The organism is Streptomyces sp. NPDC059455 (assembly GCF_042750115.1).
Classification (GTDB): domain Bacteria; phylum Actinomycetota; class Actinomycetes; order Streptomycetales; family Streptomycetaceae; genus Streptomyces; species Streptomyces endocoffeicus.
The window spans coordinates 1-15543 of record NZ_JBHYVB010000241.1; the positions used below are offsets into that span (position 1 = coordinate 1).

The 15543-nt window shown below is 69.4% G+C and carries 12 protein-coding genes and 2 pseudogenes; 6 read left to right on the forward strand and 8 right to left on the reverse strand.

What is annotated here, in order from left to right; all coding sequences use genetic code 11:
* Positions 1–256: 256 nt before the first annotated feature.
* Positions 257–2932, reverse strand: a complete 2676-nt coding sequence (locus ACFXB5_RS46550; protein ID WP_385220204.1) for an FHA domain-containing protein — start codon at positions 2930–2932, stop codon at positions 257–259.
* A gap of 786 nt (positions 2933–3718) precedes the next feature.
* Between ACFXB5_RS46550 and ACFXB5_RS46555 the strand changes: the two genes are divergently transcribed.
* On the forward strand, positions 3719–4060 hold the full coding sequence (locus tag ACFXB5_RS46555; protein WP_385220234.1) for a hypothetical protein: 342 nt from the start codon (positions 3719–3721) through the stop codon (positions 4058–4060).
* 247 nt (positions 4061–4307) lie between these two features.
* On the opposite strand, the pseudogene ACFXB5_RS46560 reads toward ACFXB5_RS46555, so the two are convergent.
* Positions 4308–4502, reverse strand: a pseudogene (locus ACFXB5_RS46560) (hypothetical protein); the annotation flags it as partial.
* A 349-nt stretch (positions 4503–4851) separates the two neighbouring features.
* Between ACFXB5_RS46560 and ACFXB5_RS46565 the strand changes: the two are divergent.
* Positions 4852–6213, forward strand: a complete 1362-nt coding sequence (locus ACFXB5_RS46565) for a metallophosphoesterase (protein ID WP_385220207.1) — start codon at positions 4852–4854, stop codon at positions 6211–6213.
* 142 nt (positions 6214–6355) lie between these two features.
* On the opposite strand, the gene ACFXB5_RS46570 is transcribed toward ACFXB5_RS46565, so the two are convergent.
* On the reverse strand, positions 6356–6979 hold the full coding sequence (locus ACFXB5_RS46570; RefSeq protein ID WP_385220210.1) for a TetR family transcriptional regulator: 624 nt from the start codon (positions 6977–6979) through the stop codon (positions 6356–6358).
* A 93-nt stretch (positions 6980–7072) separates the two neighbouring features.
* Between ACFXB5_RS46570 and ACFXB5_RS46575 the strand changes: the two genes are divergently transcribed.
* The 3 genes from ACFXB5_RS46575 to ACFXB5_RS46585 all read left to right on the forward strand — a co-directional run bounded on the left by ACFXB5_RS46575 (position 7073) and on the right by ACFXB5_RS46585 (position 9891).
* Entirely contained in the window at positions 7073–7966 is an 894-nt protein-coding gene (locus tag ACFXB5_RS46575; protein ID WP_385220213.1) for an SDR family oxidoreductase, read from the forward strand.
* A 12-nt stretch (positions 7967–7978) separates the two neighbouring features.
* Positions 7979–8716 (forward strand): SDR family NAD(P)-dependent oxidoreductase, encoded by a 738-nt coding sequence (locus ACFXB5_RS46580; protein WP_385220216.1) that lies wholly within the window; start codon positions 7979–7981, stop codon positions 8714–8716.
* Positions 8717–8949: 233 nt separating this feature from the next.
* On the forward strand, positions 8950–9891 hold the full coding sequence (locus ACFXB5_RS46585) for an aminoglycoside phosphotransferase family protein (protein ID WP_385220219.1): 942 nt from the start codon (positions 8950–8952) through the stop codon (positions 9889–9891).
* Positions 9892–10050: 159 nt separating this feature from the next.
* Here the strand turns inward: ACFXB5_RS46585 and ACFXB5_RS46590 are convergent, their stop codons facing one another.
* The 3 genes from ACFXB5_RS46590 to ACFXB5_RS46600 form a co-directional block, all read right to left on the reverse strand.
* On the reverse strand, positions 10051–10623 hold the full coding sequence (locus ACFXB5_RS46590; RefSeq protein ID WP_385220221.1) for a CGNR zinc finger domain-containing protein: 573 nt from the start codon (positions 10621–10623) through the stop codon (positions 10051–10053).
* Positions 10624–10756: 133 nt separating this feature from the next.
* Complete coding sequence (locus tag ACFXB5_RS46595; protein ID WP_385220224.1) at positions 10757–11980, reverse strand: MalY/PatB family protein; 1224 nt, start codon at positions 11978–11980, stop codon at positions 10757–10759.
* Positions 11977–12441 carry a DinB family protein gene (locus ACFXB5_RS46600; protein WP_385220227.1) on the reverse strand — a complete coding sequence of 155 codons (465 nt, stop codon included), beginning with the start codon at positions 12439–12441 and terminating at the stop codon, positions 11977–11979. Before ACFXB5_RS46600 ends, ACFXB5_RS46595 begins: the two co-directional genes overlap by 4 nt.
* A 203-nt stretch (positions 12442–12644) precedes the next feature.
* On the opposite strand from ACFXB5_RS46600, the pseudogene ACFXB5_RS46605 reads away from it, so the two are divergent.
* A pseudogene (locus ACFXB5_RS46605) lies at positions 12645–12932 on the forward strand (haloacid dehalogenase-like hydrolase); the annotation flags it as partial.
* 14 nt (positions 12933–12946) lie between these two features.
* Here ACFXB5_RS46605 and ACFXB5_RS46610 read toward each other — a convergent pair.
* Together ACFXB5_RS46610 and ACFXB5_RS46615 are read right to left on the reverse strand one after the other, a co-directional pair.
* Positions 12947–14113, reverse strand: coding sequence for an acyl-CoA dehydrogenase family protein (locus ACFXB5_RS46610; protein WP_385220229.1), 1167 nt, complete (start codon positions 14111–14113; stop codon positions 12947–12949).
* A 28-nt stretch (positions 14114–14141) separates the two neighbouring features.
* Positions 14142–15371, reverse strand: a complete 1230-nt coding sequence (locus ACFXB5_RS46615; protein WP_385220231.1) for an ROK family protein — start codon at positions 15369–15371, stop codon at positions 14142–14144.
* Positions 15372–15543: the final 172 nt, after the last annotated feature.

Sequence of the window (15543 nt, forward strand, 5' to 3'; positions counted from 1 at the left end):
CGCCCCGAGGGGGGGCAGCGTCCTGGGCGGCTGACCGGTAGGGCCCTGGGGGCGGGGGCCGGGGCCCGCCCGTCCCCGAGCACCCTTTTCGTGCTGTGCCGCGACGGTCTGCCGCTCGCACGATTCCCGAAGAACAGCGTCCCCGCCGGTTCGTCGGTCCGGCGGGGACGGTGGCGTTGGCCTGGGTGACCACCCAGCCAAGACCCGGGCACTGTGCCAGGAAGACCCGGGCACTGTGCCAGGTGAAACGCGCAGGCTAGTCCCGCATGACCTCGGGCTCGTGCCGGCGCAGCAGCCGGGCCACCACGAAGCCGCAGATCAGCCCGATCGCCAGGAGCACACCGAGGTCGATGCCCCACTGGGTGACGGTGTGGGCCCACAGCGGGTCGAGATCGTCCGGCTTGTCGAGGCTCCAGGGCGGCATGGTGTGCGCGAGGTCGAGTGTGGTCCCGGCGCCGGCCACCCCCCAGCGGGCGGGCATCAGCCAGCCGATCTGTTCGATGCCCGGAGAGTCGAACAGCTTGAAGAGGACCCCTGTGAAGACGACCTGGATGACGGCGAACATCACGAGCAGCGGCATGGTCTTCTCCGGGGTCCGCACCAGCGCGGAGATGACCAGACCGAACAGCATGGTGGTGAAGCCCAGCGCACTGATGACCACGCAGACCTCGACGGCCGTGGGCATGAGCAGCCCCTGGGCGGGCAGTTGGCGGACGGAGAAGCCGATCGCGCAGATGACGACACCCTGCAGCGCGGTGATCAGACCGAGGACGATCACCTTCGACATCAGATACGCGGATCGGGACAGACCCGTGGCTCGCTCCCGTTCGTAGATCACCCGTTCCTTGATCAATTCACGCACGGAGTTGGCCGCGCCGGAGAAGCACATGCCGACGACCAGTACCAGCAGAATGGTTCCGGACTCCTGGTTGTAGCGGAAACCGCTGTCGGGCGGTGGCGGGGCGAGCCCGTATTTCGCCGGAATCAGACAACTCACCCCGCCCAGCACGGCCGGGAGCAGCAGCATCAGCGCCATGAAGCCCTTGTCGGAGGCGATGACCGACACATAGCGGCGCATCAGCGTCCACAACTGGCCGACCCAGCCCTGCGGTTTGGGCTGCAGAGCTCGTGCGCGCGGCTGTGTCGCGGGGGTGCCGGGCTGCTGCGGCGGTACGGCCGAGTCGATCTCCGCGATGCACCGCTCATACTGCCGGGAAGCCCGCCAGCGCCCGCCCCAGTCGTCGTCGTGATGGTCCTCGAAGGCGGAGAAGACATCGGCCCAGCTGTCGTGACCGAAGAAGTCCAGGGCCTCGTCCGGGGGACCGAAATACGCCGCGGAGCCACCGGGCGCCATGACCAACACCCGGTCACACATGGAGAGTTCGGCGACCGAGTGCGTCACCACCAGCACGGTGCGGCCGTCATCCGCGAGCTCCCGCAGCAACTTCATGACAGAACGGTCCAGGCCCGGGTCCAGACCGGAGGTGGGCTCGTCGAGGAAGAGCAGCGAGGGCTTGGTCAGCAGCTCCAGGGCGACGGACACCCGTTTGCGCTGACCGCCGGAGAGCGAGGCGACCTTCTTGCCCCGGTGGGCATCGAGCCTGAGCTCCTGGAGCACCTCGTCGATACGGGCCTTGCGCTCGGCCGCCTTGGTGTCACCGGGAAAGCGGAGCCTGGCGGCGTACTTCAGAGCGGTGTCGACGGTCAGCTCCTTGTGCAGGATGTCATCCTGCGGAACGAGACCGATACGGCGCCGCAACTCGGCGAACTGGGCGTAGAGATCGCGGTGGTCGTAGAGCACCTGACCACGGTCGGCCGGCCGGTAGCCGGTGAGTGCGCGCAGCAGGGTGGACTTCCCGGAGCCCGACGGCCCGATCACCGCGACCAGCGACTTCTCGGGGACACCGAAGGAGACGTCGTCCAGGATGGTCTTGCCGCGCCCGACGGTCACTGTCAGGTTGCGGGCGGTGAAGGAGACCTCACCGGTGTCGACGAACTCCTCCAGCCGGTCTCCGGCGAGACGGAAGGTGGAGTGGCCGACACCGACGATGTCGTACGGGCCGATGACCCGGCGGTCCACGGGCTGCCCGTTGACATAGGTGCCGTTGTGACTGCCGAGGTCGACGATTTCGAAGCGGCCACCGGGCAGGGGCCGGAACTCCGCGTGGTAGCGGGAGACATACGGGCCCTCCACCACGAGTTCGTTGTCCTGCGCGCGACCGATACGCAGCCGCTGTCCCAGGTCGAGTCGGTGGACGCCCGAGGGGTCCCGGTCGACGAAAAGGGCGGCGGCGGCTCCACGGGGACCGGCTGTGGGTCCTTCGGGCCGGTGGCTGTCCCGGGCGTCACCCGCGGCTACGGGAGCCGTGGGAACCGCGGCACGGGTGGGGTCGGACGCGGGGTGGTGGGGGAGGGGCCGGAACAGGTCGTCGCCATGGGCCGCCACCCCCGTGGGGGCTCCCGGAACCTCCCCCGACCGGGGACCGGGCACCACCGGGGGTGTGGCGGCGGCCGTCTCCGGCGTGCCCCGATCCGTGGCGCCCCCGGCACTGGGATGGGCCTCGCCCTGGGGCAGCCCCGCGCGTATTCGGGCGTCAGCACGCACCTGGTCGTCACCCACCGCCGCCGAGGCTCCGGTGAAGACCCCGGTGAAGTCCAGCCGCATGCCGGTGGAGACGTCTCCCAGCCGGACGATCGAACCGTGGCCGATCTCCATCCGCTGGATACGACGCCCTTCGGCGAACGTGCCATTCGCGCTGCCAAGATCTTCGATGACCCATGTCCCGCCGTCACAACGGATCACGAGGTGCCGTCGGGAGACTCGGCGGTCGATGCACGAGATGTCGGCCTGCTGGTCGCGCCCGATGGTGTAGCTCCGGGACGCGTCCAGGGTCCAGGTGCGTCCATTGGCATGCAGTACAAGTTCCGGCACGTCTGCCCCAAGTCGGTCGTGTGCACCGAGGCCGTCTGCGCCAGGACGGACGACGGCTCGGACGGTTGTTCCTGCGGTTCCGGTGCGCGCCCGGACATCCCGCGTGCTGATTGAGCGTCATACGGTATGCGGCGCGAGGCGGCGAACCACCACCGGGCCGTACGCCAACTCGCTCATCGGCGGGCCGTGCGCCGGTTCCCCGGGAACCGAGCTGTGCGTTCCCCGACGAACGCGACGGGCTGCGCGCGGACGATCGGTGCGGTCGTCGGCGATGCGGTCGAAGTGTTCGTCGGGCATCACAGCGGTGTGTCCTCGTGGTATCGGGGTCGGGGCGGGGTCGGGGCGGGGTCGGGTCGGAGTCGGGGTCGGAAACCGAGTCGGTCAGCCGGTGCGCGGCCCGCACCGGGGCACGCCGGCGCGTACGGTCATGGCCGGTATGGAAGAGGGCGCGCGACATGCGGAGGTTGCGCGTCATGGCACGGAGCCGGGGATTCCAACCGCGTCCCGCGCCACCGGCAGCGCCGCAGCAGCCGCCAGCGCCCGTCGATCAGGCCGCCGCGCGGCTTCATCGTCGGGTTTGGCCATCAAGGGCCGGTGACGAGGTAGTTCGGGCCTTGGCCATGGCGGGTGCGCTCGATGGCGTCGAGACGGGCGAAGGCCAGCTCGCCCATGAGCTGTCGCCACTCGGCGAGATCGTGGATGGCCCACAGGTCGTGTTCGGGCGTCGGCGGGTGCGTGGTGCGGGTGGTTGGCCGATGGCTCAGGCGGTGGCGTGGCCTCGGCCGGGTGCGGGCCGCGCAGGACCACGAAGGCCAGTCCTTCGGCGTCGTGGCGTTCGGTGGTGGACCAGCCGGCCCGCAGGTGGGCGAGTTCGTCCTCGTCGAGCGCGATGCCGCGCCGTTCGGCCGGGGTGTCGGCGGCGAGGGGCGTGATGACCACGATGGCGGCGCCAGGTCGCAGGCGGCGGCCGAGGGCCCGCATGGTGCGGTCGCGGTGCTGCAGGAAGGGATATACGAACCGGAGGGTGATCACGTCGTAGCCGTCGGCGTGCAGAGGTGCCCAGTCGTCGAGCTCGATGTCCAGGCGCGGTCCTTCGGGCTGTTCTTCCTCGATCGTTCGTGGTGGTAAGAGGGGTTCGCCGCGTGTGACCTGTGCCCAGATGAATGCGGTTGCCTCCTGGCGCTTTCGGTCGTCCAGGTTGGGCTGGACGGGGCCGGGGACCGGCGGTAGGCGGGCGGTGATCTCTTGCCAGGTGTCGTGGGTCGGACTCCAGCGGTGGAGTGCCTCGCGGCGCCTGCGGGACGAGGAGGACGACTCCGAGGCGGCGCATGGACTTGGTGAAGGGGCCGGGTTCAAGCGGCCCGAGGTGCTTGTTGTCGGCCGCACGGACAGTCTCGTCCGCCGCGGCCAGCACCTTACCGACCCGCGACCGGGCGATGACCCACTCCTTCCAATCCCGCTCGGCCACGGCCAACTCGGCCTGGATACGGTCGGCCTCCTGCCGCAGCTCGTGCACCCGACGGCGAGTAGCGACCTCACGCTGTTCCAGCAGCCCGACCACTGACGGCATCCACGATCTCCGCAGAAGCGATGGCGCGACGCACCACCACCCCCACGCAACCGCCGACCCCATGCCCGATCAGCGGAAACGCAGTCCTCAAGACCGAAGAGGCAACAGCTCACTAGCTCCTCCGCTGGCAGATGTCGGACCACCCCGAGATCCATTCGCCATGCACGTACCTGCGCTCCTTCTACTGGCCCCTCCCGGTTCATCGACACCGCCTAGTACTTGCAGCATGCCTGGATGCGACTTCACCCGAAGAGATCTTCTGCGCTGGTCCGCTGTGGCGGCGACCGCGCCTGTCATGAGTAACCTCGCCTTTGCCGGCGTTGCCCATGCCTCGACGCGCCGAGATGACGTGTCGCCCGCGAACCTGGAACTGGTCACCCTGACCGAGGACCGGGCGATCATCACCTGGTACACCGGCTACACCGGCACCGACGACGGGTTTGGCCGCATGGTGCCCGCCCCCGCAGACGGCGAGGTGCGCTGGGGCACCCACCCGGACCGCCTCCGCCGGGTGGCCGGCGGCATCTCGAACCACACGCCTTATCACTATGTCGAGCTCTCCGGCCTGGAGCCCGGGCGGACCTACTACTACCAGGCTCGGTCCAACGGGAAGCCGGTTCCGCCGACTCCTTTCACTCTTATCAGCGGCAACGCGGTTGGCACCTCCTCCTTCGGCCTGGACTCGACCGGCCCATACAGCTTCACCACGCCCCAGCCCCCGCCGGGGCGGTTCCTGTTCTCCATCGCGCTCTGCAACGACCTCCACATGGGCGAGACCCAGGCCGGGCTCGTCGGAGGCCACCCGGAGTACCTCGGCATCCAGCAAGTGCCGGGGCTCCCGCCGTACCCGGAAGTCATGCTGGACGCCCTGATCCATGACGCGACCGCGCTGAAGGCGGACTACCTGCTGGCTGCCGGCGACATTACGTCCGAGGCGGTCCCGGTCGACCTGAGCAAGGCCCACCGGATGCTCGGGAAGTTCGGCGTCTACCGCGACGACTACTTCGTCACCCGAGGCAACCACGACCGGGCGCACATCGGCGACGCTTACGCCAACTGCCGGGTGGGGCAGTGGCAGGGCAACGACTGCTTCCAGGATCAGTTCTTCCCCGGCGCCGAACCGACCTACTTCACTCGCGAACTCCAGGGCCTGAGAGTGATCGGGATCGATACCTACGACAAGCCCGGTAACGGCGGGGACCCCGGCGGCCTCTCTCCCGACCAACTCGACTGGTTCCGCTCCGAACTCGCCAAGGACAAGGACCGGCCGACCATGGTGTTCGGCCACCACCCGCTCATCGTCCAGGACTCCGCGTTCCCCATCACGGCGAGCAACTCCCTCGACTCGCGACAGACTGCCACCATCCTGCAGGACTACGCCCGCACGCCCGGACTCTTTCTCCACCATGCCGGGCACACCCACCGCAACAAGCGCACGATCAGCCCGATCGCTCCCTCGGTAACCCACCAGGAGATCGCCGCAGGCAAGGAGTACCCCGGCGGCTTCTCACTGCTGCGCGTCCACACCGGCGGCTTCGCCCTGAACTTCCACAAGACCCGCAGTGATCTCGCGCGGGAGTGGAGCGAACGCAGTCGGCAGGAAATCATGGGTTACTGGCCGCAGTTCGCACTTGGCAGCGACATCGCCGACCGCAACACTGTCGTCGCACAGGATCTGTCGGGGCTGACCCCGGCACACCGGCGGCACTGACATCGGACATGGGATGAGCTCTGCCGACAGACACGTGGTCGCCACCGCCAGTTAGGACTTTCGGTCACAGCACCGGCCCCTGCCGTGCAAGGGCCGGGCCCGGAAGGGCGGTGGCTCAAACGCCGACGGTGCCGCCGGCCCATTACCGACGTGAGCGGCTGGGCTGGGCCCCTCGGTCCGCGCCCTCGCCGAAGCCCGTGGTGGGTCGGGCGAGAGCGGCTACGGCGGCTGTGACGTTGTGCCTGTGGTCGGTGCTGGTTTCTCGACGGTTCTCCGGTTGCAGCGCCTTCAATGACCAGGCGGCGGTGTCCCAGCTGATCACCAGGGCGATCACCATGGCCATCAGTTCCGCCGCCGGGATGTCGGTGCGGATCTGGCCCGCTTCCTGCGCGGCTTCGAGCGCGGCGACCCGCTTCCGGTATTGCTCGACCTCAGTATCGACGGGCTGGTCTCGTTCCAGTCCCGCCCATAGGTACAGGCGCCGAATATGCGGCCACTGCTCCAGTCGGTCGAATAGTTCGCCGGCGTAGGCGGGCAGGTCTCCGGCTTCGAAGGAGGCCGATTCTGCCAGCTTGATCATGCTGTCGGCGACGACCTTGTCGAACAGTTCCTCCTTGGTCCCGAAGTGCATGTAGATCGACCGCTTGTTGGCCGCGGCGGTCTCGGCGATGCGGTCGATCCGGGCGCCTGCCAAGCCGTATGTGGCGAACTCGTCGACCGCCGCGTTCATGAGGCGTCGTTTGGTCTCGGTGGCGTCGGGTGGCATGCGCTCATCGTACATAACCATCCAGGTGTTTACGTGAGGGAGCGGCGTGGGGTATGAATGTATCTAGTTAGTTACCTACCCGAGGGGCAAGACATGACCCGCACCTGGTTCATCACCGGCACGTCCTCCGGCTTCGGCCGTCACCTCACCGAGCAGCTGCTCGCACGGGGGGACAGGGTCGCCGCCACCGCGCGGCGCCTGGAGAGCCTCGATGACCTGGCGGCCCGCTACGGCGAGCGGCTGTGGCGGTCCCGCCTGGATGTCACCGACACGAGCGCGCTGCGTGAGGTCGTGGACCGCGCGTTCTCCGATCTCGGCCGGATCGACGTCGTCGTGTCCAACGCCGGCTACGGGCTTTTCGGCGCGGCCGAAGAGCTCACCGACGAGCAGATCGACCGGCAGATCGCGACCAACCTGACGGCGTCGATCCAGCTCGCCCGCGCCACCGTCCCGCACCTGCGCCGCCAGGGCGGCGGACGCTACATCCAGGTCGCCAGCATCGGCGGTCAGGTCGCCTTCCCCGCCATGAGCCTCTACCACGCCACCAAGTGGGGCATCGAAGGATTCTGGGAGTCGGCCGCCGCCGAACTCGCGCCGTTCGACATCGCCGTGACGGTCGTCGAGCCCGGCGTTTCCCGTACCAACTTCGGCGCCGCCAGCTCGGTCCTGGGCGCCCCGCTGCCCGAATACGCCGACGGCCCCTCAGGGCAACTGCGAGGCATGCTCTCCGGCGACTTGCCCCCGCTGCCCGCACCCGGTGACCCCGCGAAGATCGCGGCGGCCATCATCGCCTCCGCCGACGAGGCCAAGCCGCCATTCCGGCTCACGCTGGGCTCCGATGCCTACGCGCTGGCAACCGCTGCCCTGCGCAACCGCCTCGAAGCCCTCGAAGCCGGGCGCGCCCTCGCCCACTCCACCGACGCCGACGACTTCACCACCCCCGCCCCCGCCGCCCCCGCCGATCTCGTCGATCTCGTCGGCAACTGAAGGGAACCCGCCATGCTCGACTTCACCGGTAAGACCGTTCTCATCACCGGAGCATCCGGCGCACTCGGCTCCACGCTGTCCGCCCGGTTCTCCGAGGCCGGGGCCAACACCGTCACCGCTGCCCGAACAGACTCCGACCAGCTCGCCGCCGAGCTCGACGGCCCCTCGCTCGGAGTACGGCTCGACGTCACGAGCGAGTCCGACTGGGCCGACGCGATCAACCAGACCGAAGCACGCTTCGGCCACCTGGACATCCTGATCAACAACGCCGCCTACCTGCGCGTCGGCAACGTGGAGAGCGTCCCGCTCGACGAGTTCCAGCGCGTGTTCGACACCAACGTCACCGGCGCCCTGCTCGGCATCCGCGCCGCGGCCCCCTCCATGCGCAAGGCAGGAGGCGGCGCGATCGTCAACATCAACTCCGTCGCCGGGCTCGCGGCCGCCCCGGAACTCGTCGCCTACAGCAGCAGCAAGTGGGCACTGCGCGGCCTCATGCGCGCAGCCGCCAAGGGACTGGCCCGCGACAACATCCGCGTCAACTCCGTCCACCCGGGCATCATCGAAACACCCCTCGCCTACGGCCCCGACGGCAACGCGATCGTATCCGTCGACGACTTCGCCGTCCCCCGCAACGCCACCCCCGACGAAATCGCCAACTTCATCCTCTTCGCCGCCTCCGACCAAGCCCGCTTCGCCACCGGCGCCGAAATCATCGCCGACGGCGGCTTCACCCTCGGCCCACTCACCTGACAGCGAGCGCTGCGTCCGCCAGAAGCGTCGGCGGCTGCGCCGGAGCCTGACATACGAGTGCGAGCCTCTCCAGGCCGTCTCTCGAACCCGCGTCGCCGACCCCCGCCGCGTCAGGTGTGGCGCCGGATGTCCGGGACAACGAGGGCCGACTACACCTCGTCGGCGGCGAACAGCTCGAGGGGAGTGCTGGACGTCACGAACGGCGGGGCACGGTCCGGCTATCGTGGCTCCGCATGACCCACACCGAGATCGAGATCACCGCGGAACTGGTCCGGGATCTGCTGCGCGACCAGCACCCCGACCTGGTCGATCGCCCCGTGCGGCTCGGTGCGCGGGGCTGGGACAACCAGCTGTGGCGGCTCGGCGACGACCTCGCCGTCCGGCTGCCCTGGGCGACGCAGTCCGCGGACGCGCTGCTGCTCAAAGAGCACGCCTGGCTTCCCGCTCTCGCCCCGCGTCTTCCCTTGCCGGTCCCCGTCCCGCAGCGTCTCGGCGAGCCCTCCGAGCGGTTCCCGCGGCCTTGGATCGTCACCACCTGGGTGCCGGGAACGCCCGCCGACCGCGCCCCCGCCACGCGCGCCGCGGAGGCGGCCGACACCCTGGCCACGTTTCTGACCGCTCTTCACCGACCGGCCCCGGACGGGGCGCCGACCGGCCGCGACCGTGGAGGGCCGCTGACCGACCAGGCCGAGGGGTTCGCTCGGGCCTTGGCCTCGGCCGCCGAGTCGGGGCTGATCCCCGACCCGGACGCCGTCCGCGCCGTCTGGGAGGACGCCGTCGCCGCGCCCGACTGGACGGGGCCGGCGCTATGGCTGCACGGCGATCTGCATCCGGCCAACGTCCTCACCGCGGACGGCACCTTCTGCGGCGTGATCGACTTCGGCGATCTCTTCGCGGGCGATCCGGCCTGCGATCTCGCCGCCGCGTGGATGCTGCTGCCGGACGGCGCCGTCGACCGCTTCTACGACGCTTATCAACCGACCCCGGACACGGCGACCCGACGCCGCGCCCGCGGCTGGGCGGTGTTGAAAGCCCTCGCCTGCGTCTTCATCGGAGAGGCGGGCGTCCACGGCCGTCCGGGCGGCAAGCGCACCTGGGGCCCACCCGCCCACGCCGCGCTGCGACGCCTCACCACGACGATCCACCACTCCGGCTCCCCGGCACCAAAGCGGTGACCTGAGCCACAGCCGATCATCCAACTGCTCTTCGGGGCCGGCCGATTGGCCGGTGACGGCGAGCTCGATCAGCTCGGGGCGACCGCCCTGCGCGGGGCTCCCGCCAACCTTTGTGGGCCAACCTTTGTGGGCCAAGAGCTCATCATGAGTGGTCTGCCCTCAGACAACGGCTTCGACCGTGGCTTGCTTCTTCCGCCTCCGGTAGCTGGCGGCCTTGTGCTTGTTCCCGCACTCGGCCATTCCGCACCATCGTCGGGCGCCGGAGTGGGACAGATCGACGAAGAGGCGTGTGCAGTCCGGGTTGGCGCACTCCCTCATCCGCGCGAAATGGGCCGAGCTCAGCAGCTCCACCGCGTCACGGGCCACCGCACCGAGTACCTCGTCCACACTGCCCGTCCGGGTCAGACGACCCGACACCTCGAGCTGATGCTTCGGCAGCGGCAGCCGGGCCGCTTCGTTCACTTCCGCGAGGACTTCACCGACGTCGGCATCCGGGTGGTCGCCCGGAGGCCAGGAAGTGGCGAGCGTGTAGACCGCCTCACGCAGACGGCGCAGCCGCTCGAACGCGCGGGCGTCCACTGGGCCCGGATCATCCAGGAGCTCCGCCTGGCGAACCCAGCGTCGCATGTCATCCGGGGAGTTCAGCAGCTCCGTGCGAAGACTCCGACGCCACAGCTTGGTGCCCGCCAGATCGAGACACAGCCGGCCACTCACAAAGACGAACTCATCCACGCGTCCATATTGACAGGTGACGTCTCCCGTGTCGATATTGCGACACCTGTCAATGTGGTGACGACCTGCCGCGTCCGAGTGGGTGGCGGGGACGATGGCCGGCTTCGCGCGGGAATCGCTCACAGAGATTTCCCTAGCGCTCCTGGAAGGGGGCCAGCGCGGTGACGACGCCGTCGAGGACCTCGTCCAGCACCCGCGCCGAGGTGGCGAAGTTGAGCCGCAGATATCCGCCGGACTCCGGGCCGAAGGGTTCCCCGCCGTCGAGGAGGACCTTGCCCTGGCGGAGCACGTACTGGACCGGATCTTCCGTGAGCCGCAGCCGACGGACGTCGAGCCAGGCGAGGTAGGTGGCTTCGGGAAGCCAGTGGCGCAGTGCCGGCACCCGGTCGCGCAGCACGTCGTGGACGCGATGGCGGTTGCGGTCCAGGACGGTCAGGAGTTCCTTCTGCCAGGGATCTCCGTGCCGCCAGGCCGCTTGGGTGCCGATGACGCCGAGGGTGGAGACGGTTCCGTACAGGTCCGGTGGCTGGGCGTCGCGGGTGGCCAGCAGCCGGTCGGGACCGTAGTGGGTGACGGTGCACCGCAGGCCGGCGAGGTTGAACGCCTTGGTCGCGGAGGTGATGGTCACCGTCCGTGCGGCGGCGTCGGGCGACAGGGACGCGAAGGGGATGTGCTGGTGGGGGGCATGGCTCAGCTCGGAGTGAATCTCGTCGCTGATGACCAGCATGTCGTGCCGTCGGGCAACGGCGGCGATCTCCTCGAGCTCGTCCCGGGTCATCACCCGGCCGGTGGGGTTGTGGGGGTTGACCAGCAGGAGGACCTTGCAGCCGTGGCGGGCCACGCCGTCGGCCAGCGCGGCGAAGTCCATGCGCCAGCCCTGGTCGGTCTGGATCATGGGCACCGGAACGGCGGGACGTCGCATCGTTTTCAGCGTGGCCAGGAACGGGGGATAGTTCGGCGTCTGGACGGCGACGGCGTCCCCTGGCGAGGTGGCCAGGTGGAGCAGAAGCTGCAGGCACTGTATGAGGTCTGTTTGTTCGCGGACGCGGGACGGAGCGGCCTCCCAGCCGTAGCGGGACGTCATGCGCTCGGCGAAGAGCCCGCGCAGCGGGCTGCCGTCGGGCCAGTCGGGATAGCCCAGATCTCCGTAGGTGACGGCCTCGTGAAGAGCCTCGGCGACGGCCGGGGGGATCGGGTAGTCCATATCGGCCACCCAGGCGGGCAGGACCGTCCGATCCACGCGGTGCCACTTCACCCCGGCCCGGTTGCGCAGCCAGTCCCGGTCGAGGTCGTCGAAGCCCGGAACGTGGCGATGGCCGGCGGCCGGGGCTCCCGGGCCGGGGGGTATGGGAGTCATCGCACCGTTCCGTTCAGGAGGACGTCCCGGGTGATCTGTACCTGCCCGTGGTGCTGGGCGAGTTCCTCCAGCACATGCAGCTGAACGCCGGCACAGCTCAGCGGACGGTCGGGGCCTTCGAAGGAGGCGGGCGGTACGTTGCGGGGCGCCGCCTGTGCGTCGACTTCCCGCAGGTCGTCGCGGAGGCGGTCGAACAGCGGGTCCAGAGTGCTCTTGAGATCGGCGACCGTCCCGACGGCGGTGAACTCCGAGGCCCGGTCCCGGTCCACGGACCTGCCGGCGATGACGTGCCCGATCCAGTAGTCGGCCACGCCCGTGCAGTGGTAGGCGACAGCGAACGGGCTGTTCGCCCCGGCCGGCGGGGGCACGGTGTTGGCGAGCTCGTCGCCCAGTTCCTCCAGCGCGCCGATCATGCCGTCGAACGCGCGGCGCAGGAAGTACAGGTACTCGTTCAGTTCCATGGGTTCCTCATGAGAGTGCTGGTCAGGGCGATGACGCGAGCAGGCTGTGGCGAGGGGCCACGGTCGAGCGAGGACGTGGGTGAACAGGGTGTCCGGGCGACACAGCCCTCGGCGGACGGCTGGTGACGGTCGCAGGCTAATCCGGGTTTGCGTAACCAGTCAAACAGGTGACGCTCGCAAGGTGCGACACCTCATGGGCCGGCAGCATCGGCGCGGGCGATGCCGACACCGATGTGACGGTGGTCGGCGACGCGACCGGTGCGGGCCCGGTCCTCAGCCGGAACAAGAACGAGATCATGTGCCGGGCCTACGACAACGCTGACGGCACCTGGCTGATCAACCCCATGTTCATCGAGCCGCTGCCGCGCAAGGAAGCCGCCTACCCCTGCTCCACCACCGGATACACCGACCCCGACGGCGCGCTGGGTCCGGTGCGCCGACAGGACGGCGGTGTCATCCCGGACGAGGAGGACTCGGTCCACGGAGGCTGAGGGGCCCCGGGTGATCAGGCGTCCAGACCTCCGCGCTTGACCAGCTGGCTCGCGATGACATTGCGCTGGATCTCGTTGGTTCCCTCGCCGACGATCATCAGCGGGGCGTCACGGAAGTAGCGCTCGACGTCGAACTCGGTGGAGTAGCCGTAACCGCCGTGGATGCGGACGGCGTTCAGGGCGATCCGCATCGCCGTCTCGGAAGCGAAGAGTTTCGCCATGCCGGCCTCCATGTCCACCCGGCGTCCGGCGTCCGCCTCCCGGGCCGCGTAGAGGGTCAGCTGGCGCGCCGCGGTCAGTGAAGTCGCCATGTCGGCCAGGTAGTTGCCGATGGACTGGTGCTGCCAGATCGGCTTGCCGAACGACTCGCGTTCCTGTGCGTAGGCGAGGGCGTCCTCGAATGCCGCCCGGCCTACGCCGAGGGCGCGGGCGGCAACCTGGAGGCGGCCGGTCTCCAGTCCCTTCATCATGTGCGCGAAGCCCTTGCCCGCCACGCCTCCGAGCACGGCATCCGCGGGCGCCCGGTAGTCCTCGAAGGACAACTCGCAGCTCTCCACGCCCTTGTAGCCGAGCTTGGGCAGGTCACGCGAGACGGTCAGCCCGGGGCCGTGCTCGGCGAGCAGGATGGAGATGCCCGTGTGCGCGGGGCTCGCGTCCGGGTCGGTCTTGCACAGCAGGGCGATGAGCTGGGACCGGCGGGAGTTGGTGATCCACGTCTTCGCACCGTTCACCAGATAGCCGTCCGTATCCCTCCGGGCGACGGTGCGCATCGCCTGGAGGTCGGAGCCGCCGCCCGGTTCGGTCAGCGCCATGGTCGCCCGGATCTCACCGGTGGCCATCCTCGGCAGGTAGCGCCGCTTCTGCTCCTCCGTGCCGAAGCGCAGCAGCAGCTTGGCGACGACCGTGTGCCCGCCCATCGCGCCCGCCAGACTCATCCAGCCACGGGCCAGCTCTTCGGTGATCAGCACATAACAAGGGGTGGAGACCGGGGTACCGGCGTACTCCTCCGGGACGGCGAGTCCGAAGATTCCGAGCTGTTTCATCTGCTCGATGAGGGCTTCGGGGTAGGTGTTGGCGTGCTCCAGCTCCCGGACGACGGGCTTCACTTCCCTGTCGACGAAGTCGTGCACGGTGCCGACGATGAACCGCTCGTCCTCGGACAGGATGTCGAGTGTGCTCATGATTGACGCTCCTCGTGTGGGAGTACCATCATGAACGCGCGTTGCGGACCGGGCAGGGCACGCGCCCCACCGGAGCGGGGGTCATTCGCTTCACGGAAACGACTCGGCGGTCATCCAGGGCAGGCGGCCCTCCGCGCGGCGCGATGTGGGCGATGGCGCCGAGCGCGGCGGCGGAGTCACCGAGTCCGGCCGGACGCACTGTCGGCCGCCCGTACGAGCCGCGCTTCACGCGCGTGTTCAGCGTGTGTTCGATCGACCGCATCAGGGCCGGATCGGCGTCGACCAGCTCACCGCCTACGACGATCACGCCCGGACCCACGGCGTGGTTCACGGCGTCCAGCATTCCGCCGATGTGGGCGCCGGCCCGCTCCAGGACCGCATGTGCCCTACGGTCGCCGGACCTGAGCGCGGCCACCAGCTCCGGGACGTCCGCTGCCGTACCTCCGGCGGCGCGGTAGGCGTCGAGTACGGCCCCGATCGAGGCCACCGTCTCCAGGCACCCGGTCCCACCGCACTCGCAGGGCGCGCCGTCCGGTTCCACGGTGATGTGGCCGAACTCTCCGGAGTAGCCGTGGGCGCCGTGGTGGAGTGCGCCGGCCACCACGAGTCCGCCGCCGACGCCGTGCGACAACCGCAGGTACAGCACGTCCTGTTCGCCGGCGGCCGCGCCCCAGATCGTCTCGGCCAGTGCCGCCAACCGGGTGTTGTTGTCGATCAGCACCCGGGCACCGAAGCGCTCGCGGACCAGCTCTGAAACCGTGTTGTGCGGGGATGCCCGCAGGGGGCCGTGGTCCGGCGGGCCGACCGGTCCGACCACCCCGACGCCGACGCTGTTGGCGCGCCGGACCGCAGCGCCCCGCTCGTCAGGGTGTCCGCCAGCCGCCATGCGATGTCGACACGGGCCTGCCACGGGGTGTCGGGGCCGTGTGCCTCCTCCACGGCGCCGACGATCTCGCGTGACGCGTCCATCGTGGCCACCCGCACCGCCCGCCGTGCGAACTCGACCGAGCAGCAGGCCGGTTCCGGGGTTCAGGGTCAGTACCTCGGCCGGGCGGCCCCGCTTGCGCCGGGCCGCTTCCGGTATGGAGGCGAGGACGGTGCCGTTGTCCATGAGCGCTCCGACGGCGTCGTGGAGCACGGTGCGGGACAGGCCGCACAGGGTCCCCAACTCTCCCCGGGTCAGCGAGCCGTGTTCGCGCAACAGGCGCAGCACCAGGGTCCTGTGGGAGGCGGAGGCCCGTGTCCTCTCGGTCAGCATGGCGGCAGGGTCCCCTCTTGAACGCACCTGTGGCGTGGGCAGGACGCGGGTGAGTCGATCGCTTGTGGCCCCGCCGCCTAGTAGATTGTCGCGGCTTAATTTTGCTGTGTGGTTGGGTAGAGGTGGCGCAGTTTCACGCGTGCGTCGTCGGTGGTGAAATGCCAGTCGACTT

Bases quoted from the DNA above. Each gene is read 5' to 3' on its own strand.
- ACFXB5_RS46570 (WP_385220210.1), bottom strand. From the start codon at position 6,979: ATGCCACCCGACGCCACCGAGACCAAACGACGCCTCATGAACGCGGCG.
- ACFXB5_RS46575 (WP_385220213.1), top strand. From the start codon at position 7,073: ATGACCCGCACCTGGTTCATCACCGGCACGTCCTCCGGCTTCGGCCGT.
- ACFXB5_RS46580 (WP_385220216.1), top strand. From the start codon at position 7,979: ATGCTCGACTTCACCGGTAAGACCGTTCTCATCACCGGAGCATCCGGC.
- ACFXB5_RS46585 (WP_385220219.1), top strand. From the start codon at position 8,950: ATGACCCACACCGAGATCGAGATCACCGCGGAACTGGTCCGGGATCTG.
- ACFXB5_RS46595 (WP_385220224.1), bottom strand. From the start codon at position 11,980: ATGACTCCCATACCCCCCGGCCCGGGAGCCCCGGCCGCCGGCCATCGC.
- ACFXB5_RS46600 (WP_385220227.1), bottom strand. From the start codon at position 12,441: ATGGAACTGAACGAGTACCTGTACTTCCTGCGCCGCGCGTTCGACGGC.
- ACFXB5_RS46610 (WP_385220229.1), bottom strand. From the start codon at position 14,113: ATGAGCACACTCGACATCCTGTCCGAGGACGAGCGGTTCATCGTCGGC.
- ACFXB5_RS46615 (WP_385220231.1), bottom strand. From the start codon at position 15,371: ATGCTGACCGAGAGGACACGGGCCTCCGCCTCCCACAGGACCCTGGTG.